Origin of the sequence: Kribbella sp. NPDC004875 (assembly GCF_042873375.1) — a bacterium.
In the GTDB taxonomy this organism is placed as follows: domain Bacteria; phylum Actinomycetota; class Actinomycetes; order Propionibacteriales; family Kribbellaceae; genus Kribbella.
Window position 1 is genome coordinate 78,436 of sequence record NZ_JBIALI010000009.1, and the last position, 22,060, is coordinate 100,495.

The following is a 22,060-nucleotide window of genomic DNA, read 5'->3' on the forward strand; positions in this document are numbered from 1 at the left end:
ACCGGGTCGATCGCTGGGTGACTACTCCGTCGCGATGGGTTCGGTGAGGAGGAGGACGGCGGGGTTCGCGGGGCCGGGAACGGCGGGCTTCTTCGGGTGCGGCGGCTTCGGCTTCCCCGGCTGCGCGGTGGTCGTGGGGGTGTCCGAGGCCGGTGGGGTCGCGGGGGTGGTCGGGGTCGCGGGCGGTGCCGGAGTCGTCGGCGTTGCCGTTGCGGGAGTCGTGGGCGTGGTGGGCGTGGTGGGCGTGGTCGGGGTCGCGGGGGTGGTCGGCTTTGTCGGGGTGGTCGTCGGCGGCTTGGTGGTGGTTGTCGGCGGCTTGGACGTACTGGGCTTGGACGTGCTGGGCCCGGACGTGCTGGGCCCGGACGTGCTGGGCTTCGACGTCGTCGGGGTCGGCGCCGACGGCTTGCCGGTCGTCCCGCTCGTCGTCCGCGAGGTCGGCCCGGCGGTCGGCGCCGACGTCGTACCCGGTGCCGTCGAGGATGCCGGCGACGAGCCGGAGGAGGATTCCTGGGAGGTCGATCCGGTCGGCTCGGAGGACGGTGCCGCCGTCCACGGCGGAGCGGGATCGGTACCGGTCGCCGATGGTTTTCCCGGGGTGAGCGGGACGAGCGGCTTACCGACCGGGACGCCCGGCCGGGTGCTCGATCTCGACGGACTCTCGCCCCATTGCGCCGTCTGGCTGGCCTTGGCCGCCGGCGTCTGGCTGTTCGCCGGATCGCCGGACCCGAACGGGACGAAGTACGCGAATCCGGCCAGCGTGACCAGGGACGCGGCGCCGATGCCCAACTTCACCATCGGGGGACGCCGGCGGATGTGCTTCGGACTGGGGTGACTCACAACAAAACCTTTCGCCCCCAGGCCGTCAGGCAGCCTACCCAGTCGAACGCTTCAGTCGAAGCTCACGATGCGTACCCGAGCGGCGCCGCCCGGTGTGCGTCCCGAACCCGGGTACGCCGCAACCGCCGTCCCACCAGCGCAAACGCGGCAAGCGGTCGCCGTCCGTGAACGGTGACCTGGTCCCGATCGCGTGATTCTGCCGGTCCCCGGCGCCGACGATCGTCCGACCTTCGTACACCGGTGGACCCGGCGTACCACTATTTGCGGTCGCGGAGGATCTTCCGGATGGCCGTGACTCGATCCGCGTACGCCGCTTCGCCGCCGCGCCGGGTCGGCGTGTAGTAGTCGGTGCCGTCGATCACGTCCGGGGCGTACTGCTGCGGGACGATGCCGCGCGGGTCGTTGTGCGAGTACTGGTACGAGGACCCGTGGCCGATCTTCTTGGCGCCGGCGTAGTGCGCGTCGCGCAGGTGCGGCGGGACCGGGCCGACCTTACCCGCCTTCACATCCGCGATCGCCGCGTCGACGGCCATGATCACCGCGTTCGACTTCGGCGCCAGCGCGAGCGCGACGACCGCCTGGGCGAGGTTGATCCGCGCCTCCGGCATGCCGATCAGTTGCACCGCCTCGGCCGCCGCCACCGCGACCCCGAGCGCGGTCGGGTCGCCCATGCCGATGTCCTCGCTCGCCGAGATCACCAACCGGCGGGCGATGAACCGCGGGTCCTCCCCGGCCTCGATCATCCGGGCCAGGTAGTGCATGGCGGCGTCGACGTCCGAGCCGCGGATCGACTTGATCATCGCCGAAGTGACGTCGTAGTGCTGGTCGCCGGCCCGGTCGTACCGCACCGCGGCCCGATCCACCGCCGTCTCCAACGTCACCAGGTCGATGACCGCCGGCGTCGCTGCGTCGTCCTCACCAGCGGACTCGGGGGCCGTGGCCGCCGCGAGTTTCAGCGCCTGTTCGTGCTTGGCGCGCGCTCCGCCGGCTGCTGCTTCGAGGTAGGTGAGGGCGCGGCGGGCGTCTCCGCCGGCCATCCGCAGCAAATGATCGCGCGCATCGGCGGCCAGCTCGAACTCGCCGTTCAGCCCGCGCTCGTCGGTCAGCGCACGGTCGAGCAGCATCGCGATGTCGTCGTCGGTCAGCGACTCCAGCGTGAGCAGCAGACTGCGGGACAGCAGCGGCGAGATGACACTGAAGAAGGGGTTCTCGGTGGTCGCCGCGACCAGAGTGACCCAGCGGTTCTCCACGCCGGGGAGCAGGGCGTCCTGCTGCGCCTTCGTGAAGCGGTGCACCTCGTCGATGAACAGTACGGTCTCGACCGCACCGGTCCCCCGGGAAAGATCGCGCCGCGCGGCGTCGATCACCTGCCGAACGTCCTTCACGCCGGCCGTGACCGCGGACAGCTCCACGAACTTCCGGTTCGTCTGGTGTGAGACCACTGCCGCGATGGTGGTCTTGCCGGTCCCCGGCGGGCCCCACAGCAGCAGCGACATCGGCTGGTCGCCCTCGACCAGCCGACGCAGCGGCGACCCGGGAGCCAGGAGGTGCTGCTGGCCCACCAGCTCGTCGAGACTGCGCGGCCGCATCCGCACGGCCAGCGGAGCCGCCGTGTGATCCACGTCCGCCAAGCTGCCGCCACCGCGAGCCGGCGCGGGAGCACCCGGAAGATCGAACAACCCATCACTCACCCGAAAAGCCTATCCACCCCCACCGACACCGTCCGCACAGCGGCGGTCAACAGCCCGCTGTGCGGAAAGAAACGGTCAGCCGGCGCCACATTGTTTCCGCAAAGGCGGGGAGAGCTCGGGGCGGTCAGCGGCTGGGGGAACTGCCGGGGGCGCGGGGGCGGTTCTTGGCGGCGCCGAGCGCCCTGGTGTCCCGGCGACTGACCGGTGGCTGGTTGTCGACGCTGTTGATGAGGTCCGTGCGGACCGAGCGGAGTTGGGCCTGGGCAGGATCGAGTCCGGTCGCCGCGGCACCCCGGTACGCCGCCCTGTTGCGCCGGGTTTCGGCGGCCATGATGACGCCCGCGGGTACGCCGAGCGCGGCGCCGGCCAACGGCGGTACGCCGCTCACGCCGACGGCGGTGACGTACGTGGCGAACTCCATCACGGCCAGCAGTTGCCGGTTCCTCGCGCCGCGACGGATGGCCGGTGCCGCCCGGTCCGCCGTGAGCCGGTCGTGACCATCGATCAGGCGCTGCCCGTCGCGCACCATCTGTTCGGCAGCATCGCGCAGCGGCCGGCTGACCTGCACCCGGGCACCCTCGGCAACCACGTCCCGCAGTACGGCTGCTCGGGCGAGCCGGGTCAACGACGCGGCCAGCCACTCGTCGTCGTGCGACGGCACGCTCGCCCCGCCGTACGCTTCGTCGAACTCGCGCCGGAAGTCCGCCATGCTCTTCCGCAAAGCCGGACGGCTCTCGAGGCCGGTCTGCAGGTCGGCCTTCTCGGTCGCCTCCTGGAGGGTCAGCCCGAACTCGTTCTCCGGGTCGAGCGACATCTCGGCAGCCTGCAGCAGGATCTGTTCCGCGTCCGTCGCATCCGCGCCGAGCGTCGCGTCGTCCATCTTCAGCCGCCGCCACCAGTGCGCCAGTTCGTCAGCCGTCTTCCGCGGCCCGTCCTTCGCATCGGCCGGGAACGACTGTGCGTACCGATCCAGCGCGAGCAGGGCCTCGGTGGCGAACACGTCCACGACCCGCCGCGCCGCGGCGAGCTCGGCGTCCCGACGCGGTCCGTCCTCGTCCACGGTCATCGGCGGTCGTCCAACTCGGCCTGGACTTCCTCGACCGCCTGCGCCCGGGCCCGCAGCTTGTCGAAGCGCGCTGCGAGCTCCGGCCCGGCCGGCTGGTAGTCCGCGCCCTCCTCGGCATCGGCCGGTACGTACCACCACCGCCCGTCGTACCAGGTCGGACCCACCTCGGTCCCGGCGAGCATCGGTCTCGCCTCGCCGGTCCGAACCAGTTCCCGTACGGCGGCTGCTGACAGGTTTGCGTCCGTCATCTACCCGACTGTAGGCCGCCGAGGGGCGAACACGAGGTGCCAGCTCCCGCTGCGTCGGAGCAACACGATGGTCGGCAGCTGCAGTGCCACGATCGTCGCCACCGTGATCACCGGGTCGGTCGCCGGTACGACGGAGATCGGCAACGTGTACGCGACAACGATCCGGATGATCCCGTCGACGATCGTCGCGACGCCCCACCACACCGTGATCCACTTCCACGCATCCCGGAACCGCGCGTCGGACTCCCACAGGCGATCCATCACATCGGCTCGCCGCGCGAACATCGCCCGCGTCACGACGTACGTGAGCGGTTGTGGGTGCCGCAGCGACCACAACGTGATGCCGGCGAACGGCAGGCTGACCCAGGCGTTCCGCACGAGCAGCAGCCGCGCATCGCCACCCAGTACGGCGACCACGGTGCTCGCCACCATGCTGACCACGACCGCCATCCCGACCAGATCGGTACGCCGTTCGCGCACCAGCGAGACCGCGGAACTGATCAGTCCGGGGATCACGCCGACGACCAGCGCGGTCAGGTCACTCGCACCGAGCGCCTTGAGTCCGTAGAACAGTGCGAGCGGGACACCGATGTCGACGACGAGCAGCCAGGGACCTCTGTGCGTGGGCATGAGGAGAGGGTCGCCCGACCAGCCGCCGGCCGGCATCGAGCCGACGGCTGTGCACCCCTAGACCAAAGTCTCAGTCCTTCTTCTTGCCGGACTCTTCCTCGTCCGCCTCGCGAAGCTCTTCCGGCAGGTCCTCGTCGTCGACGTCGCGGAGTTCCTCCGGCAGGTCGTCCTCGTCGAACTCCTCGTCGAGGATCTCCTCCGGCTCGGCCGCCGACTCGGGCTTGATCGCGTTCCGCAGCCGGCCGAGGATCCGGTCCGCCTCGGTGCCGAACGGGTTGTCGTTGATCAGGTACGTCCAGGTCGCGGTCGGCCGCGGGATCCCGCTGGCTTCCTCGTCCAGCCCGTCGGCCGTGATCTCGGCGTCCCCGAACGTCTCGACGGCGTCCTTCCAGGCGTCCTCGATCAGCGTGTCGAACGACGCGATCGCCGACTTGTTGAACTCGTCGATCGGCTTCAGGTGCACGATGCCGCCGGCCAGCGACCGCAAGTGGATGCCCTCGCGCAGGTCCGCGAGGTACGCCAGGTGGTCGGTCCAGCGCCGGTCCAGATGCCCGAGCGCGATCCGTCGTGCGGCGTTCTTCACCACGTCCTCGCCGACCTCGTCGACCAGTTCCTCGTACCGCTCCTTGGCGCGCTCGGCGAGCTCGGTCGCGGCCAGGTCCTCGGTCAGGACCTTCTCGCGGGTCTCGAGCAGGATCGCGCGCTGCTGGCCGGTGAGCCGATTGTACTGCCAGGTCGTCCGGTGCAGCTCGGCGTTCGCGCCGTCCGCGACCCGCTGCGCGTGCTCCAGCATCCCGATCGACTTGCGGTCGGTCAGCCGCCCGGTCTCGTCCGGGTGCGGGCGCAGGCCCGACGAAACGGAGTACCGCGTGACGAGCTCGTCGGCGAGCGACGCGAAGAACAGCGAACCGCCCGGGTCACCTTGGCGTCCGGCGCGGCCGCGCAGCTGGTCGTCCAGCCGGCGCGACGCGTGCAGCCCGGTGCCGATCACGTACAGGCCGCCGAGCTCGACGGCCTTCTCCTTGTCGTGCGACTCGTCCTTGCCGCCCAGCCGGATGTCGGTACCGCGCCCGGCCATCTGCGTCGAGACGGTCACCGTCCCCGGGACGCCGGCCTCGGCGATGATCGCCGCTTCCTCGGCGTCGTTCTTCGCGTTCAGGACGACGTGCGGGATCCCGGCCGCCTCGAGCTTGTCGCTGAGCTGCTCGGACTCCTCCACACTGTGCGTGCCGATCAGGATCGGGCGCCCGGTCTCGTGCACGACGCCGATGTGCTTCACCAGCGCCGCGTTCTTCTGCTCGACCGTCAGGTACAGCCGGTCCTCGTCGTCCTTACGGATGTTCGGCTTGTTCGGCGGTACGACGGCCACGTCGACCTCGTAGAACTCCTGCAGCGACTCCCCGACGACGACCGCCGTGCCGGTCATACCGCAGAGCGACTTGTAGCGCTTGATCAGCGACTGCACGGTGATGCTGTCCAGCACCTCGCCGGAGTCGCTGACCGGCACCGCTTCCTTCGCCTCGACCGCGGCCTGCAGACCGTCGGGCCAGCGCTGCAGCTTCGCGACGCGGCCGCGGTTGTTGTTGATCAGGCTGACCTTGCCGTCGCGGACCAGGTAGTCGACGTCCTTACGCAGCAGCACCTCGGCGTGCAGCGCGACGTTCACCTGGGTCAGGCGGTCGAGGTTCTCGTCGTCGTAGAGGTTGAACCGCGGACGCTCCGGCTCGGCCACGGCCTCGTCGTCCGCGTCTGTCTTGTCGGCCTCAGTTGCTGCTTGTTCAGCTGCCACCGCCGCCGCACGTGCACCGAGGGCTTCTTCGACCTTGTCCGTGCCCCTGTCGGTCAGACCGACCGTCCGCCCGTCACCGTCGATCTCGTAGTCCACCCCCGCACGCAGCGTCCGGACCAGCTGTACGACGTCGTCGTCCAGCGCCTCGCTCCGGGTCGCGCCGGCCAGCACCATCGGCACCCGCGCCTCGTCGATCAGCACCGAGTCGGCCTCGTCCACGAGCGCGACGTCCGGCTCCACCGTCACCCGGTCCGCGACGTCGGTCACCAGGCGGTCGCGGAGTACGTCGAAGCCGATCTCGTTCACCGGCACGTAGCAGACCTCGGCCTGGTACGCCTCGCGCCGCTCCTCCGGGGTGGACGCCTGACCGACGTGCCCGACCGTGACGCCCAGCAGCTCGTACACCGGGCCCATCCACTCGGCGTCGCGCTGGGCCAGGTAGTCGTTGACCGCCAGCACCTGCACCCTGCGGCCGCCGACGGCGTACCCGGCGGCGGCGATCGCGCCCGCCAGGGTCTTGCCCTCACCGGTGGCCATCTCGACGATCCGGCCCTGCAGCATCGCCAGCGCGCCGACCACCTGGCCGTCGAACGCCCGCTCGCCGATGGCCCGTCGGCCCGCGTCCCGGGCGAGCGCGAGGAACTCGATCTGCTCGTCCTCGTGCAGGCCGCCGGTGGTGCGCAGCTCCGCGACCGCCTCGGTGAGCTCTTCGTCGGTCAGGGACAGGACCGACTCTTCCGCCTCGCCGACCAGCTGCGTGAGCCGTTCGTACGGGCCGAGATCGATCGAGCCGGGGCGCTGCAGCAGCCGGCGGAAGCGGGAAGCGATTTTCAGGGCCATGATGCTGGCAACGTACAGCCTCGACGCGTCGTTCCGCAGCTCAACCCCCGGACCGCCACCACTCACCAACGACCGCGTCCCGGCCCTGCTCACGCTCACCGGTCTCCCGGCCGCTGCGCTACGCGGTGGTTGGTGAGTGGTGGAGGTCCGGCTCCCATTCGTAGGGCGTCGTCACGGTGACCGCGTGCAGGCCGAGCTTCTGCAGGATCGGCCGCGAGTCCTCGGAGGCGTCGACACGGAGGAACTCGTAGCCACGGTCCCTCGCCAGGCGGGCACGGTGCACGAGCAGAGCGGAGTACAGGCCCTGACGCCGCCACTCGGGGAGCGTCCCGCCGCCCCACAGACTGGCGAAGCCGGTGCCGGGGTGGAACCTGATCCACGCGGCGCTCACGGCCGGTCCACCCTTGAGCACGTCCTCGACAAGGAAGACGGACAAGCGGTCCGGGAACATCCGCGCCTCGCCTTGCAGTTGCTCGACGATGCGTGCCAGGCCGTTGTTCCACAGGGTGTTCGTCAGTTCGGCGATCCGGCGGTAGTCGTCCGGCCCGTCTGCCTCGCGCAGCCGCACCTTCGACGGCAGCGCGGACGGCCGGTCGAGGACCCGGTCCACCTCACCGAGGATCAGGGTCTCCGGATCCTGTTTCACGAAGCCGGCCCGGATCAGGCGGTCACCCAGGTCCGCGGGTTCGTCGTACGCGTAGGTCTTCCATTCGAACGGCAGGCCGCGCTGCCGGAAGAACGCCACCTCCTCCGCGATCACCGCGTCCGGGTCGTCGCCCAGTCCACGCGGTGTCTCGACGAAGCCGGCGCCCTCCGGGCCTTCGACGTACGAGCGGTGCACCCTGCCTTCGGGTCCGCAGTGCTCCTGTTTCCACCCGGGGATCGCGTCGGCGTCGGGCAGCCGGATCCGGCGGTGGAACACGTCGAGCAGCTCGTCAGGAGTCATCCGCTCATCGTGCCCCACCGCCGTACCTCGATTACGCCAGCACCCGGTTCAGCAGGTCGTAGAAGCTGTTGGCGAGGACCAGCTCGTACGGGTCGGTGAGGAGCGGGCCGAGTTCGGCCATGTCGGACGGCGTCCACGACCAGGCGCCGATCAGACCCGAGATGAACAGCGGACTCGCACCGTCCCAGCCCGCGATCCGCCGGTCCAGCGCCGCCTTGAACTCGGCCGCCTTACCGGGCGCACCCCACCCGCCGGTGATCGGGATGCCGCCGTGCCGGACGGCCAGCGTGTCGCCGTCCCACGTCTGCATGATCCCCTTCGTCGGCGTGTAGTCGGCGTACCCCTTGGCGATCTCCTCGGACAGTTGCACCCACGTGCCGTTCGCGCGGCCGCTGTACGCGTACACCACGTCCAGCGCCGTACGCCGCATGAACGAGCCGGACATCTTCAGGTACTCCGTGAGCTCGGCCGGCGTCCACGACGCGGGGTACGTGTAGCCGGCGCCGGACGGCCCACAGACCAGCAGGTCGTTCGAGGTGGCGGTCCGCTGGAAGTAGCTGTAGATGTTCGGACCCGTCTCGGCGAGCAGCGGGTCGATCGTCCAGTTGGTCGGTACCTCGCCCCGCTTCGGGTCGTCCCAGATCTCGCGGAGCCGGCGCTGGCAGTACTGGATGTTGTCGCCCTCGCCGAACGTCAGCGTCAGGTAGACCTTGTTCTTCGGCTTGTCGATCCGGCGGATCGGACGGGGTTTGTCGGAGATCGGCGAGGTGCACCCGGCGTGCACCGAGCCGTTCATGTAGAAGTCCGCCGCGACGACGGGCGAGCCGCCCTTCGACGCGAGGTCGACGCCGTCCCACTCGCCGGACACGTCGTTCGCGAACCAGCCCATGTACGGCGCGAGGGTCGGCCACTTGGTGAAGTGCTCGACCAGCAGGTCGCCGGTCTCGCCGCCCGGTGGTAGCCAGCTCACCAGGGCCTTGGTGGCCACCACATAGTCGCGGAAGTACGGGAACGGCTCGACGCGCGTCGGCGACGTGTCCGTGGCGCTGACGAGGTACTGGTTCCACATCTCCACGGTGACGACGAGGGACGTCGTACCCGCCGGTGGTTCGAAGCGGTAGATCCAGTAGTTGCCGCCGTCCGCGAACCTGTTGGCCTCACCACCGATCGAGGAGTGCGAGCCGTCGAACAGGTACGGCGCCTCCTCCGGCGAGTTCGGCTCGAAACGGGCGATCTCGGCGCCGTTCGCGGTCACCACCACGTGCCGCACCGAGGCGCCCCAGCCGTCGTCGGTGAACGAGTCGGCGAACCGGACATACACCGCCTCCTTGCCGAGTGCGGGCGAGACGTCGAGGTTGTAGGTGCCGCGGTTCGACGAGTCGCGGATCTGCTGCGTCTCGCGGGCGATCTCCTTCCAGACAACGCCTTCCACATCCACGACGCGGGTCGGCGGCAGGCCGGCGAGCAGCTGCTTCGTGACCCGCGGGAACAGGTTGTCGAGCTGCCACCGGTAGGTCTTCACCCGGTCGTCGTCGAACATCCCGCGCAGGTCCTTGACGATCTTCAGACCGTGCGCCTTGGCCTGGTCCGCGTCGGCGACGACCGCGTTCTCCAGCCCGGCCAGCGTCGTCGCCACGTTCAGCGAGTCCGGTACGGCGGGGTCGTGCACGATCGCCCCGCGGATCCGGCCGCGGTACTTCGCGACCAGGTCCAGCGGGTTCTTGTAGAGCTTCGTGGGCAGCCGCATGTCGGTCAGCCACTTGGCGTCCGGCACGCTCTCGGTGCCGGTGTCGTAGATGAAGTACAGCTCCGGCTCAGTGCGGTTGACTACGCCTTGCAACGTTGTCAGCAGGGTCTGGTCTCCCCCACTGAGCTTGCTCACGTCGCCGTAGTCCAGGTGTCTCGGGCGGTTGAACACCGGCAGCAGCCGAGCGGGGCTGCCGGACGTCGATGAAACTGCAGCCTGTGCGTTCGATGCGAGCATCGGGACCAACCCGAACCCACCCGCCGTCACCGCACCGCCACCCGCCAGGAACGTTCGTCTCGAAACCATCGTGACCACTCCCTGAGGTTGACATCGATGTCAAATCCTGCCGGAATCTAGCAACCCGAAGACCCCCTGTACATACCTCGTCACAAACTCCTGGAATCGTTTCCGCCCGCACCCTCGCGCAGGCGCCCCGCCGAGTCGTGCGAATCGGCTCGCTCCCCAACCTCCGAGTCGTGAACCGCGGCTCCCGAACCCCAACCACATCCCACGACTCGGCGGGCCGGGGCGAGTGGGGGCCGATGTCAGGTCGGGTCTGAGGGGGGCTTGCGGCGGAGGAAGCGGGAGCGGAAGTTGCGGTCGTATTCGAGGTGGGTGTAGCCGGAGGAGTGGACGCCGACGGCGACGAAGGCTACGAGGACGAAGGTGACGCCGGCCGGGATGGAGATGTGCCAGAAGGCGGCGGCGATTCCGACGAAGGCGGAGCCTTGGGCGACGGCCTTGGCGACGCTGACGAGTCGCGAGCGGGTGACTCGGCGGCGGAAGGCCTCCTGGCGGTTCAGGACCAGCAGGGCCGCGAGCAGCGGGATCGCGACGGCGAAGGCGATCACACAGATCGTCGCGGAGAGGTCGAGCGGCGAGGTCGTCAGGAACGGCTGTACGACGACCAGGCCGGCGGCCGCGAGCCCGCCGTACACCAGGTTGGACTGACGGATCCACTCCTCCTGCGACGCAGGATCGGACGTCGCGTCCTCGACCTCCTGCTGGATCCGCTCAACCTCGGCCTTCGCGTCGTTCTCCTCAGGCATGCGGCGGGTCCTCCTGGAGCAGGGAAATGGGTGGTCAGGCGTGCGACGAGCGAGACATAGTAAGCGTTCGACCACAGGGGAGGTCCGCGTGCGGTACTACCACGCCGAGCACCAAGCGGCGTACCAACGCCTTCAGCGCGAGGGTATGACGCAATGGAACGACCTCTTCGCCGAGGACCGCACTGACGACTTCGACGACTTCCCCACCCGCGCCTTCCTCGAACGAGCCCTCGACCGTCGCGCTCTCCCGCCCGGCGCCGACGTCCTGGAATACGGCTGCGGCACCGGCCCGGCCGCCTGCTACCTCGCCGCCCGCGGCTTCCGCGTCGACGCCATCGACCTCATCCCCGAGGCGATCACCCTCGCGCGACGCTTCGCCCAAGACCGCGGCGTACAGGTCAACTTCGCAGTCCAAGACATCTGCGCAATGCCACCGGAGAGCAAGCAGTACGACGTGGTACTCGACAGCTACTGCCTACAGTCGATCGTCACCGACACAGACCGATCCACCGTGTACGCCGCCATCCGCGCCCGCCTGAAAACCAACGGGTACTACGTCCTCGCAACAGCCACCTACGAACCAGACCGCGTCTACGAACCCCCGTATCGCTACGACGCAACCACCGGCATCTGCTACCGACAAGTCGTGGAAGAATCACCAGACGCAGTACAGCTCGACGGCCACTGGCATCTCCCCCACCGTCGCCACCTGCGACCAGAAGCCCTCAAGGCCGAACTGGAACAAGCCGGCCTGCAGGTGCTTTCCCAAGAAGGCCCCTACGGCGGGGAGCTCATTTGCCGCGCGTCGCCGCCGCGATGACCTTCGTCAGGCGAGCATGCAGGTCCATCAGCTCGCCGACATCCATCCCCAGCCGTTCGACGATCGTGGGCGGCACCTTCAGCGCCTCCTCGCGCAGCGCACGCCCCTCCTCCGTCAGCGAGACCGCCAAGGACCGCTCGTCGGTGCGCGACCGCGCGCGAGTGATCAAGCCGGTGCTCTCCAGCCGCTTGAGCAGCGGTGACAGCGTCGCGGGCTCGAGCTGCAGCATGCCGGACAGGTCCTTCACCGACACCGGCTCGAACTCCCAGAGCGCGAGCATCACGAGGTACTGCGGGTGCGTGAGCCCCATCGGCTCGAGGACCGGCCGGTAGAGGCTGATCACGGTCCGTGAGGCGACCGCGAGCGCGAAGCAGACCTGCTGTTCGAGCGCCAGCGGGTTCTCGATGTCCGTCAGCTTCGTCACTTCCATGTGGTGAGTGTAGCAACTTTATGTAGACTAATGATTAGTACACTAACCATATGTGGAGGGAACGATGGATGCAGCACCGGCACGGCAAGGTCACCGGATGATCCGCCGCCGGACGCCGCGCCCGATGAAGATCGAGACCGTCCAGCGCTGGGTCGCGTCGGCCGTCCTGTTCCACGTCGGCAGCGTCCCCGCGATCACGCTCGCGGTCTACAGCATCGGCGTCGCGGCGGACGACTTCGGCAGGGGCGTCGGCCTGTGGCTGATGTCCGGCGTGATCGGCGCCCTGACGGCGGCCGGCATCCTGGCGATCTTCCAGCGCCGGCTGATCTCCCCCTGGCTGCTGGTCGGAATCCTCCCGACCGCGGTCACCGGCTTCTACATCTTCTGAGCCTCACCACGCTCGGTGCAGCAGCTCGGTCGCCTCGGCAAGGCTCAGCCCGGCCCGATGCGCGGCCCGCGCGAAGACGGTCGCGGCCGCGCGGGACTCCTCGTCGTCCACCCGGCTCCGCGACGCGAGGACGAACGTGCCGTTCCGCCCGCGCGTCTCGACCAACCGCTCGGCCTCCAGCTCCTTGTAGGCCCGGGCGACCGTGTTCACCGCCAGCCCCAGATCGCCGGCCAGCTGCCGAACGGTCGGCAGCCGCGTCCCCTGCGCCAGCTCACCGGCCCTGATCATCCCGTCGATCTGGTCCTTCACCTGCTCGTACGGCGGTTTCGCGCCGGCCGGGTCGACCGCGATGATCATCCGGTGACCCGCCGCACCCGCTGTAGTACCTGCCGGTTTGTACCGACGAAGCTCAAGATCGCCACGAGGATCAGCGAAGCGCTGAACAGGTACTGAGACAAGGGCTCGACGACGTGGGGTACGTCGCTCGGCCAGTCGAACCACTGCGGGACGGACGCGCCCAGGAGCCAGCAGACGCTGAGCATGACCGCGCCGAGGTCGCGCAGCGCCGTACCGCGCAAGGCCTCCTGCCAGCGGAGCTCGTCCTCACCGGCCGCCTGGTGGTTCACCTTCAGCGTCATTTGCTGCAGCGCCAAGCCTCCCGCCCACAGCAGCACGGCGACGGCTCCGCTCAGCACCAGGACCCATGCGCGGCCGCCGGCGACGATGCCGAGCGCGATACCCGCCAGTGGGAACACCACTGCCACCAGGTGGATCGCGACCTCGATCGGGCTCAGGTAGTCCGTCAGGCGACGCTGCCGCAAGGACGCCGTACGGCGACCCTCCTGGCGCGCCGCGCGGACGTTCCGGTAGGCGTGCATGAGAGCTGCGAACCCACCACCCGCGACCGCTAGCGCGGCCGACCACGTGACCACCTGCACGTTCCAGCCGTCGCCGACGACGAACTGCGCGACAGCGGCCACCAAGATGCCGACCCCGAGTCCGATCAGCAGCAACTCCTGACGCCGCCGGTGCCACTCGAGGGCGGCGGCGACGAACTGCGGCGTCGTCGGGAGCCCACCACGCTCGATCAGCCGGTCGACCGACCGCTGCGCGGCCGTTGCCCGCTGCCACCACAACACAACCAGCATCACGGCGAGTCCCACGAACCAGATCGCGGCCAGCACACCAACCATCTCCTCTCAGCCTTTGTACCAAATGTATTGACACAAAGCGCAGGAGTCAAGCCCTTCGGTGACCCTCCGTTGCCGGAAGGTATCCCCATGTCGAACATTCAGCCGCCGTCGAAGCAGCGCGCAGGGATCACGCTGCTGCTGATCGCCGGGCCGATGGTCCTGGTGCTGCTGGCAGTGATCGTGCTCAGCCGGATCGGCGTGATCGACGACGGCCCGTTCGCCCACCGGGTGCCGAAGGTCCCACCGCCGCCGGCGTGGATCGCGGCGGCCGGCGAGTTGAGCCTGGCGGGCAACCAGGTGCCGACGGTGTCGCCGCTGAAGTCGACGGACTGGGACTGGGAGATCAGCGGGCGCTACAGCACCGGCAAGGGCGACGACCTGGTGGAGCACGATGTGCGCCTCTTCGGATCGACCGACCGGGTGAAGGACGTGATCGGCGACTACGACGTCGACGAGATCGGTGGCGGGTACTGCGGCTCGTCGATCCTCGGCCGGTTCCTGACCAGGCAGTGCGGCGTCACCCGGGGCAGCATCGTCGCCGTCGTCGAGAGTCCCCCGACCGGCCCGTCCGACGAGGACCTGATCCGGTACGCCACCAGCCTGGCGGACGTGATGTCGAACGTCAGGTGAAGTCCGCCGCGGCGTAACCCCTACTCCCGTCCAGCGGCCTGGATACTTTCGGTCGCAGCCGAAAGTTTGGCGGGCCGGCGGGGCCGGCGCGACAGTCGAAGGTATGAGAGTCGGACAGGGTGGTACCGGGCCGGGGGCGCACACGCCGGACGGCAGCGCGGTCGAGTTGTACGAGGTCACGCCGCCACACGGCGACGACGAACTGATCGACGCCGCGATCGAGCCGGGCAGCAGCATCCTCGAGCTCGGCTGCGGAACGGGACGGATCACGCGACCACTGCTCGCCCGCGGGCATCAGGTGGTGGCGGTCGACGAGTCCCCGGAGATGATCGCGCGCGTCACCGAGACGGAGACGATCTGCTCGACGATCGGCGAACTGCGGCTGGACCGCCAGTTCGACGTCGTGCTGATGATGTCGTTCCTGATCAACGTCGCCGACGACGAGGAGCGCCTCCGGTTGCTGAAGGCGTGCGCGCACCACGTCCGTCCGGGCGGTTCGGTGCTGCTCCAGCAGGAGGTTCCGGGCACGCGGCTCGCTCCCGCCGAGCTGGAGAACGAGTACCGGAAGATGGTCGTCTCGGACGTCGAGGACTTCCCGGACGGCACCCAGGCAGCGACGCTGACGCACACGATCGGCGGCCGGACCTGGTCACAGCGGATCGTCACCCGGAACCTCTCCGAGGACCAACTCGCCGACGAACTGACCAGGACCGGCCTGCGGCGCACGGAGTACCTCACACCGGACAAGATGTGGGTCCGCGCGCAGCCGGTGTGATCAGCGCGCCAACGCGTCGAACTGCGAACGGGTCAGCCTGCTGGTGTCACCCTTCAGTGCCGCCGGTCGAGTGCAGATCACGCCGGCCGGAACCGAGCCGTTCAAGTAGTTCAGCGCGCTCTTGAACGAGTCGCAGCGCCGCTGGTCCTCGGCGCCGGCCGGGTACCCGATCGCCGCGTTGACACGGCCCATGTCGAGGTTGTCGGCGTACGGATTGATGTCGCGGGCAACGGTCCAGTACCAGCGGGCGATCGGCGCGCTCCACTGCAGCGACAGGGCGAGATCCGGGTTCCCGAGCAGATCGATGCCGAAGTACTGACCGGCCGGGCCGTAGTTGAAGTCGCCGGTGAGCTGGATGTACCCGCGGCCGCCGTACGGGCGGGTGTCGCCGATCTCGCGGATGTTGTACTCCAGCCGCGACTCGTGCACCAGCGTCGCGAGGAACGCGGCCTTCCGGTACGGCGTGTTGATTCCTCCGTCCCGCATCGCCTGGTTCAGCGACGGCAGACCGGTCTCGACGGTCGACGGGTTCGCGATCCGGGAGCCGAACATCGCCTGGACGTCTGCGAGCGTGATGTCACCGGCCGGCGGTTCGGTGGTGCCGCCGCATTCGGCGACCCCAGGCAGCTTGTCCTGCGGAATCGCGACGTACACGACCGTCACGTAACCACCGAGCGCGGGCACGTGGGCCCACCACTCGCTGGTGCCGTCGGCGTTGCTGACCCGGTCGCCGTGCTTCTGGCAGTCGACGTCGATCGATGTCGGGCCGCTCAGCGTCCGGACGACGGCGGCCGACACCGAGGCGTCGGCGCGGACGTTCACACCGCTGCCGTAGGTCTGGAAGACGGTCGCGTACGCCGGTGACGCGGCAACCAGTGCGCCCGAGGTGATCCCGAGGCAGGCGAAAAACGCTAGGAGGAAACGACGCATGGAGCACTCCTGGGGCGGTAGGAGGGGGCGGTCGTCGTGAAAAGCTAACCGAACACTTTCACGACGCCGCCAGTTTCCTCCAAAATCCCAGGGTGCTCAACCCCTACTGCTTGTCCTTCGCCTCCGGCTTGGCGTCGACGCCGGCTTCCTTGCGCTGCTCGGGCGTGATCGGCGCCGGCGCCGCGGTCAGCGGGTCGAAACCGCCACCGGACTTCGGGAACGCGATCACGTCGCGGATCGACTCCGTGCCGGCCAGCAGCGCGGTGATCCGGTCCCAGCCGAACGCGATCCCGCCGTGCGGCGGCGCGCCGAACTTGAACGCCTCCAGGAGGAACCCGAACTTCTCCGAAGCCTCCTCGTCGGTCAGGCCCATCACCTTGAAGACCCGCTTCTGCACGTCCTCGCGGTGGATACGGATCGAGCCACCACCGATCTCGTTGCCGTTGCAGACGATGTCGTACGCGTACGCCAGCGCCGACCCCGGGTCGGTGTCGAACGTCTCCAGTGAGTCCGGCTTCGGCGACGTGAAGGCGTGGTGTACGGCGGTCCACGCACCGGAACCGACCGCGACGTCGCCGGCGGCGGTCGCCTCGTCGGCCGGCTCGAACAGCGGCGCGTCCACGACCCACACGAACGACCAGGCCGACTCGTCGATCAGACCGCCGCGACGGCCGATCTCCAGCCGGGCCGCACCGAGCAGCGCCCGCGACGACTTCACCGGACCGGCGGCGAAGAAGATGCAGTCACCCGGCTTCGCGCCGACGTGGTCGGCGATCCCCGCGCGCTCCTCCTCGGACAGGTTCTTCGCGACCGGACCACCGAGCTCGCCGTCCTGACCGACCAGGACGTACGCGAGACCCTTGGCGCCGCGCTGCTTCGCCCAGTCCTGCCACGCGTCCAGCTGCTTGCGCGGCTGGTCGGCGCCGCCCGGCATCACCACGGCACCGACGTACGGCGCCTGGAAGACCCGGAACGGGGTGTTCTTGAAGTAGTCCGTGCACTCGACGAGCTCCAGGCCCATCCGCAGGTCGGGCTTGTCCGAGCCGAAGCGGGCCATCGCCTCGCCGTACGTCATCCGCGGGATCGGCGTCTGGACGTCGTACCCGACGAGCTTCCAGAGCGCGGTCAGGATCTCCTCGGACAGCGCGATCACGTCGTCCTGGTCGACGAAGCTCATCTCGATGTCGAGCTGGGTGAACTCCGGCTGCCGGTCGGCGCGGAAGTCCTCGTCGCGGTAGCAGCGGGCGATCTGGTAGTACCGCTCCATGCCGGCCACCATCAGCAGCTGCTTGAACAGCTGCGGCGACTGCGGCAGCGCGTACCAGCTGCCCGGCTGCAGTCGCGCCGGGACCAGGAAGTCGCGGGCGCCTTCGGGCGTCGACCGGGTCAGCGTCGGCGTCTCGATCTCGACGAAGTCGTGCTTCGACAGCACCTCGCGCGCGGCCTTGTTGACCTCGCTGCGCAGGCGCAGCGCCGTACCCGGGCCCTGGCGGCGCAGGTCGAGGTAGCGGTACTTGAGGCGGATCTCCTCGTTCACCGGCGTCGCGTGGTGCTCCTCGACCGGGAACGGCAGCGGAGCGGCCTCGTTCAGCACCTCGACCTCGGTCGCGATCACCTCGATCTCGCCGGTCGGCAGGTTCGGGTTCGCGTTGCCCTCCGGGCGCGGCGAGACCTCGCCGACAATCTTCAGGCAGTACTCCGAACGCAGGCCGTGCGCGGCGTCCTCGTCGCGGATCACGACCTGGACGGTGCCGGACGAGTCGCGCAGGTCGATGAACGCCACGCCGCCGTGATCGCGCCGCCGCGCCACCCAGCCCGCCAGGATCACGGTCTCGCCGGCGTCGGAAGCGCGCAGCGAACCTGCGGAACGGTTACGGATCACGAGTTCTCCTCTTGCGTTTCGATACTTGGACGTAGATCGCCGGCCGGCGGCGTCCAGGTGGCCGGGTCGGCGGGCACCTGCTCGCCGCTGCGGATGTCCTTCACCTCAGGGCCGTTCTCGGTGCTGAACCAGACGAACGGGATCCCCCGCCGATCCGCGAACTTGATCTGCTTCCCGAACTTCGCCGCCGCCGGCGCCACCTCGACCGCGATCCCCCGCGCCCGCAGCTCGGCAGCCGTCCGCATCGCGTCCGCCCGGTCCTCCTCGGCGTTCAGCGCGACGAGCACAGCGGTCGGGGTACGGCGGGATCCCGCGAGCAATCCCTGGCTCACCAGGCGGTGCACCAGCCTGGACACGCCGATCGAGATCCCGACCCCCGGGTACGTCGTCTTACCGTCCGACGCGAGGGCGTCGTACCGACCGCCGCCGCCGACGGAGCCGAACGACTCCTGACCGACCAGGTAGATCTCGTAGACGGCGCCGGTGTAGTAGTCCAGGCCGCGGGCGATCCGCAGGTCCGCCATCAGCAGACCGGGGGCGTGTTCGGCGGCCGCGGCCATCACCTGGGTCAGCTGCTCGAGGCCCTCGTCCAGGATCGGGTGCTCGACACCTAGCGCGCGCACCTGGTCGGCGAACGACGTGTCCGTGCTGGAGATGTCGGCCAGCTGCACCGCGAGCCGCGCCTGCTTGTCGGTGGCGCCGGCCTCGATCAGCCGCTCGGTCACCTTCTCCGGGCCGATCTTGTCGATCTTGTCGACGATCCGCAGCACCGTGGTCACGTCGTCCAGGCCGAGGCCGCGGTAGAACCCCTCAGGGATCTTGCGGTTGTTCACCTTGACCACGAACTCCGGGACCGGCAGCTTGCGCAGCGCGTCCGCGATCACCAGCGGGAGCTCGACCTCGTAGTGGTTCGGCAGCTCACCGGCGTCGACGATGTCGATGTCGGCCTGGGTGAATTCGCGGTAGCGGCCTTCCTGTGGGCGTTCGCCGCGCCAGACCTTCTGGATCTGGTAGCGGCGGAACGGGAAGACCAGCTTGCCGCTGTTCTCCAGGACGTAGCGGGCGAACGGCACGGTCAGGTCGAAGTGCAGACCGAGGGCCGCGTCCTCGTCGGCGCCGGCCGCGAGCCGGCGGACGCCGTAGATCTCCTTGTCGGCGTCCTCGCCCTGGTTGGACAGCCGCTCGACCGGCTCGACCGCGCGGGTCTCGATCGACGCGAAACCGTGCAGCTCGAACGTCTCCCGGATCGTGTCGAGGAACTGCAGCTCGACGATCCGGTCACTGGGCAGAAATTCGGGGAACCCACTCAGCGGGGTCACCTTGCTCATTGGTTTGGTATCTCCAGGTCCTGCAAGTAGGGGTTGGTCGCCTTCTCCCGGCCGATCGAGGTCTGGCCACCATGACCCGGCAGGACGACGATCTCGTCGCGCATCGGCAGGATCTTGGTGGCCAAGGTATGCAGCATGGTCGGATGGTCGCCGCCCGGCAGATCCGTCCGGCCGATCGACCCGGCGAACAACACGTCACCGGAGAACAGCAGCGCGGGCACGTCTTCCGGCCCGTCGTACGGCGTGGTGAACGTGACCGACCCCTGTGTGTGACCGGGGGTGTGGTCGACGGTGAAACTCAGTCCCGCGAGCTCCAGGGCCTGTCCGTCCTTCAGTTCGGCGACGTCGTCCGGCTCGGCGAACTCGTGGTTGCCGCCGAGCAGCATCCGCGCCGTCTCCGGGCTGATCCCGGCCATCGGGTCGGCGAGCAGGTGCCGGTCGTCCGGGTGGATCCAGGCGGTCGCGTCGTACGTGCCGCAGACCGGGAGCACCGAGAACATGTGGTCGATGTGACCGTGGGTGAGCAGCACGGCGACAGGTTTGAGCTTGTTCTCCCGGACCACCTGCTCGACACCGGGCGTGGCGTCCATCCCCGGGTCGATCACGAGGCATTCCGCGCCCTGGCCGGTGGCGACGACGTAGCAGTTCGTACCCCACGACCCCGCGGGGAACCCGGCGATGAGCACGACAGACCTTCCTGGAACGGGTTCGGGACCCACCAAGGCTACCGGTCGGGCAGCGGCGAGTTCGAACCGGATTGTGATCCAACCCCGTTGCGCCTGAGCTGGGAGTTTGTGATTGTTCAGGGATAAGCCTTTCATTCTCGTTTCCTGCTGGCGGCGAGGACGAACGGCTGAGCGTCGAGAAGGCAGCTCGACGCGCCCTGCAGGCGTCGCTGTTCGCAGTTTGGACCGGTGACTGACCAGAATGGGCACGAGCGCAGTGCATACCGCCGGAAGGGGCGAGTTGTGGCCGGAGAGAACTGGGGCCGGGTAGCTGAGGACGGAACGGTCTTCGTACGGACGAAGGACGGTGAACGGGCGGTCGGCCAGTGGCCGGACGCGAACCCAGAGGAGGCACTCGCCTTCTACACCCGCCGGTACGACGCGCTGGCGTTCGAGGTGGATCTGCTGGAACAGCGGGTCCAGGCCGGCACGGTGTCCCCGGACGACGCCCGCGCCGCGGTCAAGAAGGTGTCCGGTTCGATCGAAGAGGCCCAGGCGGTCGGCGACCTCGACGGGCTGATGGCCCGGCTCGACGCGCTCACCCCGCTCGTCGCCCAGCAGCGCGAGAAGCGCAAGGCCGAGCGCGCCGCGAAGGTCGAGGAGGCGCGCTCCGCCAAGACCAAGATCGCCACCGAGGCCGAGACCATCGCCGCCGGCACCGACTGGCGGCACGGCGTCACCCGGCTGCGCGAGCTGCTCGACGAATGGAAGGCACTCCCCCGGCTCGACAAGTCCAGCGACGACGAGCTGTGGCACCGGTTCTCCTCCGCGCGGACCACGTACACGCGGCATCGCAAGCAGCACTTCGCCGAGCTGTCCTCCAAGCGTGAAGAGGCGGCAGTGGTGAAGGAGCGCTTGGCCGCGGAGGCGGAGACGCTGGCCAACTCGACCGAGTGGGGGCCGACGTCCGGACGCTTCCGGGACCTGATGCGGCAGTGGAAGGCCGCCGGCCCGGCTCCGCGCGAGCTGGACGACAAGCTGTGGGCCCGGTTCCGCGCCGCGCAGGACCAGTTCTTCGGCGCGCGGGACGCCGTACAGGCCGAGGAGAACGCCGAGCAGGTGGAGAACCTGCAGGCGAAAGAGGCCCTGCTGGTCGAGATCGAGAGCATCCTGCCGGTCGAGGATGCGCGGACGGCCCGCGAGCAGCTCCGCGAGTACCTGGACCGCTGGGACCAGATCGGCAAGGTCCCGCGGGACTCGATGCGCGCGATCGACAGCCGGCTGCGAGCGGTCGAGCAGGCCGTGAAGGCCGCCGAGGACGAGGTCTGGAACCGGAGCAACCCGGAGGCCCGGGCCCGCGCCGAGGCGACGGTGAAGCAACTGCAGTCGCTGATCGCCGACCTGGAGAAGCAGGCCGCGAAGTTCGAGTCGCAGGGCAACACCCGCAAGGCGACGGAGGCCCGCGAGGCCATTGCGGCCCGGCGCGAGTGGCTGACCCAGGCCCAGAACGCCCTCGCGGACTTCAGCTAGTTGTCTGTGGAGTTCTGAGACCGTCGATGATGACGGTCACGAGCTTGTCGGCGCGCTGATCCCATTCGGCTTCCGGAATCCGGGACAGCGCGCCGAGCAGGAGGATGACGTCAGCGGCGTCGACCTCCTCGCGGATCTCGCCGGTGGCTTTGCCCCGGTCCAGCAGCGTGCCCAGCGCCTCGTCCAGCCGGTGGTGCTGGTCCGAGTAGAGGTCCTGCCACGCAGAGAGTTCGATCGCGGCCATCACGCCGCGTTTGACCCGGGCGTAGGCGACGAGGCGCCGTAGCCAGCTGGTCAGCGCCTTCACTGGCGGGTATTCGGCCGACAGCGGTGTCACGGAGTCGACCAGCTGGCCGAGTTCGTACCGGTACACCTCCGCCAGCAGGTGCTCACGCGTCGGGAAGTGCCGATAGAGCGTGCCCTGCCCCACACCGGCCGCCTTCGCGACCCCGTGCAGCTTCAGGTCGTCGGCCGCGCCGTTGGACTTGCTCAGTTCTTCGCGGGCGGCATCGACGATGCGGCGGCGATTGGCGACGGCGTCGGATCGGAGCTCACGAGCAGCCACGACACATCCCTCCGGTGGAAAGTGGACAACTGTCCGGTACCGTGGAGCACGCAAACGGACAACTGTCAGGTTAGTGCC

Annotated in this window: 23 protein-coding genes; 7 read left to right on the forward strand and 16 right to left on the reverse strand. The window is 69.1% G+C overall.

The annotated features are described in order from the left end of the window. Positions 1–43: 43 nt before the first annotated feature. Positions 44–835 carry a hypothetical protein gene (locus ACFYRH_RS38275; RefSeq protein ID WP_387785245.1) on the forward strand — a complete coding sequence of 264 codons (792 nt, stop codon included), beginning with the start codon at positions 44–46 and terminating at the stop codon, positions 833–835. A gap of 262 nt (positions 836–1,097) precedes the next feature. On the opposite strand, the gene ACFYRH_RS38280 is transcribed toward ACFYRH_RS38275, so the two are convergent. From ACFYRH_RS38280 to ACFYRH_RS38300, 5 genes are all read right to left on the reverse strand, one after another. Further along, positions 1,098–2,531 (reverse strand): replication-associated recombination protein A, encoded by a 1,434-nt coding sequence (locus ACFYRH_RS38280; protein ID WP_387785247.1) that lies wholly within the window; start codon positions 2,529–2,531, stop codon positions 1,098–1,100. A 124-nt stretch (positions 2,532–2,655) separates the two neighbouring features. Continuing rightward, on the reverse strand, positions 2,656–3,597 hold the full coding sequence (locus ACFYRH_RS38285) for a hypothetical protein (RefSeq protein WP_387785250.1): 942 nt from the start codon (positions 3,595–3,597) through the stop codon (positions 2,656–2,658). Next, positions 3,594–3,845, reverse strand: a complete 252-nt coding sequence (locus ACFYRH_RS38290) for a hypothetical protein (protein ID WP_387785252.1) — start codon at positions 3,843–3,845, stop codon at positions 3,594–3,596. Before ACFYRH_RS38290 ends, ACFYRH_RS38285 begins: the two co-directional genes overlap by 4 nt. After that, positions 3,846–4,475 (reverse strand): VC0807 family protein, encoded by a 630-nt coding sequence (locus ACFYRH_RS38295; protein ID WP_387785254.1) that lies wholly within the window; start codon positions 4,473–4,475, stop codon positions 3,846–3,848. Positions 4,476–4,545: 70 nt separating this feature from the next. Then, positions 4,546–7,104 carry an accessory Sec system translocase SecA2 gene (locus tag ACFYRH_RS38300; RefSeq protein ID WP_387785257.1) on the reverse strand — a complete coding sequence of 853 codons (2,559 nt, stop codon included), beginning with the start codon at positions 7,102–7,104 and terminating at the stop codon, positions 4,546–4,548. Here ACFYRH_RS38300 and ACFYRH_RS38305 point away from each other — a divergent pair. Next, positions 7,103–7,240 carry a hypothetical protein gene (locus tag ACFYRH_RS38305; RefSeq protein ID WP_387785260.1) on the forward strand — a complete coding sequence of 46 codons (138 nt, stop codon included), beginning with the start codon at positions 7,103–7,105 and terminating at the stop codon, positions 7,238–7,240. The genes ACFYRH_RS38300 and ACFYRH_RS38305 overlap by 2 nt on opposite strands. On the opposite strand, the gene ACFYRH_RS38310 is transcribed toward ACFYRH_RS38305, so the two are convergent. The 3 genes from ACFYRH_RS38310 to ACFYRH_RS38320 form a co-directional block, all read right to left on the reverse strand. Next, positions 7,223–8,050, reverse strand: a complete 828-nt coding sequence (locus ACFYRH_RS38310) for a GNAT family N-acetyltransferase (RefSeq protein ID WP_387785262.1) — start codon at positions 8,048–8,050, stop codon at positions 7,223–7,225. The two genes, ACFYRH_RS38305 and ACFYRH_RS38310, sit on opposite strands and share 18 nt — an antisense overlap. A 31-nt stretch (positions 8,051–8,081) precedes the next feature. Next, positions 8,082–10,103 carry a GxGYxYP domain-containing protein gene (locus tag ACFYRH_RS38315; protein ID WP_387785264.1) on the reverse strand — a complete coding sequence of 674 codons (2,022 nt, stop codon included), beginning with the start codon at positions 10,101–10,103 and terminating at the stop codon, positions 8,082–8,084. Positions 10,104–10,342: 239 nt separating this feature from the next. Beyond that, positions 10,343–10,846 (reverse strand): hypothetical protein, encoded by a 504-nt coding sequence (locus ACFYRH_RS38320; RefSeq protein WP_387785266.1) that lies wholly within the window; start codon positions 10,844–10,846, stop codon positions 10,343–10,345. Positions 10,847–10,991: 145 nt separating this feature from the next. Between ACFYRH_RS38320 and ACFYRH_RS38325 the strand changes: the two genes are divergently transcribed. Further along, positions 10,992–11,666, forward strand: a complete 675-nt coding sequence (locus ACFYRH_RS38325) for a class I SAM-dependent methyltransferase (RefSeq protein ID WP_387785269.1) — start codon at positions 10,992–10,994, stop codon at positions 11,664–11,666. Here ACFYRH_RS38325 and ACFYRH_RS38330 read toward each other — a convergent pair. Next, positions 11,638–12,096, reverse strand: coding sequence for a MarR family winged helix-turn-helix transcriptional regulator (locus tag ACFYRH_RS38330; protein WP_387785270.1), 459 nt, complete (start codon positions 12,094–12,096; stop codon positions 11,638–11,640). The genes ACFYRH_RS38325 and ACFYRH_RS38330 overlap by 29 nt on opposite strands. A 64-nt stretch (positions 12,097–12,160) precedes the next feature. Between ACFYRH_RS38330 and ACFYRH_RS38335 the strand changes: the two genes are divergently transcribed. Beyond that, entirely contained in the window at positions 12,161–12,484 is a 324-nt protein-coding gene (locus tag ACFYRH_RS38335; protein ID WP_387785272.1) for a hypothetical protein, read from the forward strand. A gap of 3 nt (positions 12,485–12,487) precedes the next feature. On the opposite strand, the gene ACFYRH_RS38340 is transcribed toward ACFYRH_RS38335, so the two are convergent. Both ACFYRH_RS38340 and ACFYRH_RS38345 read right to left on the reverse strand, forming a co-directional pair. After that, positions 12,488–12,841 (reverse strand): GntR family transcriptional regulator, encoded by a 354-nt coding sequence (locus ACFYRH_RS38340; protein WP_387785275.1) that lies wholly within the window; start codon positions 12,839–12,841, stop codon positions 12,488–12,490. Beyond that, entirely contained in the window at positions 12,838–13,677 is an 840-nt protein-coding gene (locus ACFYRH_RS38345) for a hypothetical protein (protein WP_387785276.1), read from the reverse strand. Before ACFYRH_RS38345 ends, ACFYRH_RS38340 begins: the two co-directional genes overlap by 4 nt. An 87-nt stretch (positions 13,678–13,764) precedes the next feature. Here ACFYRH_RS38345 and ACFYRH_RS38350 point away from each other — a divergent pair, with 87 nt between their 5' ends. Further along, positions 13,765–14,307 (forward strand): hypothetical protein, encoded by a 543-nt coding sequence (locus ACFYRH_RS38350; RefSeq protein ID WP_387785278.1) that lies wholly within the window; start codon positions 13,765–13,767, stop codon positions 14,305–14,307. Positions 14,308–14,410: 103 nt separating this feature from the next. Continuing rightward, a complete protein-coding gene (locus ACFYRH_RS38355) occupies positions 14,411–15,082 on the forward strand; it encodes a class I SAM-dependent methyltransferase (protein WP_387785280.1) in 672 nt (223 codons plus the stop codon). Here the strand turns inward: ACFYRH_RS38355 and ACFYRH_RS38360 are convergent, their stop codons facing one another. The 4 genes from ACFYRH_RS38360 to ACFYRH_RS38375 all read right to left on the reverse strand — a co-directional run bounded on the left by ACFYRH_RS38360 (position 15,083) and on the right by ACFYRH_RS38375 (position 19,908). Beyond that, positions 15,083–16,012, reverse strand: coding sequence for a glycoside hydrolase family 19 protein (locus tag ACFYRH_RS38360; RefSeq protein ID WP_387785282.1), 930 nt, complete (start codon positions 16,010–16,012; stop codon positions 15,083–15,085). Between the two features lie 103 nt (positions 16,013–16,115). Next, positions 16,116–17,894 (reverse strand): aspartate--tRNA ligase, encoded by a 1,779-nt coding sequence (gene aspS, locus ACFYRH_RS38365; protein WP_387785285.1) that lies wholly within the window; start codon positions 17,892–17,894, stop codon positions 16,116–16,118. Next, entirely contained in the window at positions 17,891–19,222 is a 1,332-nt protein-coding gene (gene hisS / locus ACFYRH_RS38370) for a histidine--tRNA ligase (RefSeq protein ID WP_387785286.1), read from the reverse strand. The genes aspS and hisS overlap by 4 nt, the downstream gene beginning before the upstream one ends. After that, positions 19,219–19,908: an MBL fold metallo-hydrolase gene (locus ACFYRH_RS38375; protein WP_387785288.1), complete on the reverse strand. Its 690-nt coding sequence runs from the start codon at positions 19,906–19,908 to the stop codon at positions 19,219–19,221. Before ACFYRH_RS38375 ends, hisS begins: the two co-directional genes overlap by 4 nt. 228 nt (positions 19,909–20,136) lie before the next feature. On the opposite strand from ACFYRH_RS38375, the gene ACFYRH_RS38380 reads away from it, so the two are divergent. Continuing rightward, complete coding sequence (locus tag ACFYRH_RS38380) at positions 20,137–21,417, forward strand: DUF349 domain-containing protein (protein WP_387785291.1); 1,281 nt, start codon at positions 20,137–20,139, stop codon at positions 21,415–21,417. Here ACFYRH_RS38380 and ACFYRH_RS38385 read toward each other — a convergent pair. After that, positions 21,410–21,982: a TetR/AcrR family transcriptional regulator gene (locus ACFYRH_RS38385; RefSeq protein WP_387785294.1), complete on the reverse strand. Its 573-nt coding sequence runs from the start codon at positions 21,980–21,982 to the stop codon at positions 21,410–21,412. The two genes, ACFYRH_RS38380 and ACFYRH_RS38385, sit on opposite strands and share 8 nt — an antisense overlap. Positions 21,983–22,060: the final 78 nt, after the last annotated feature.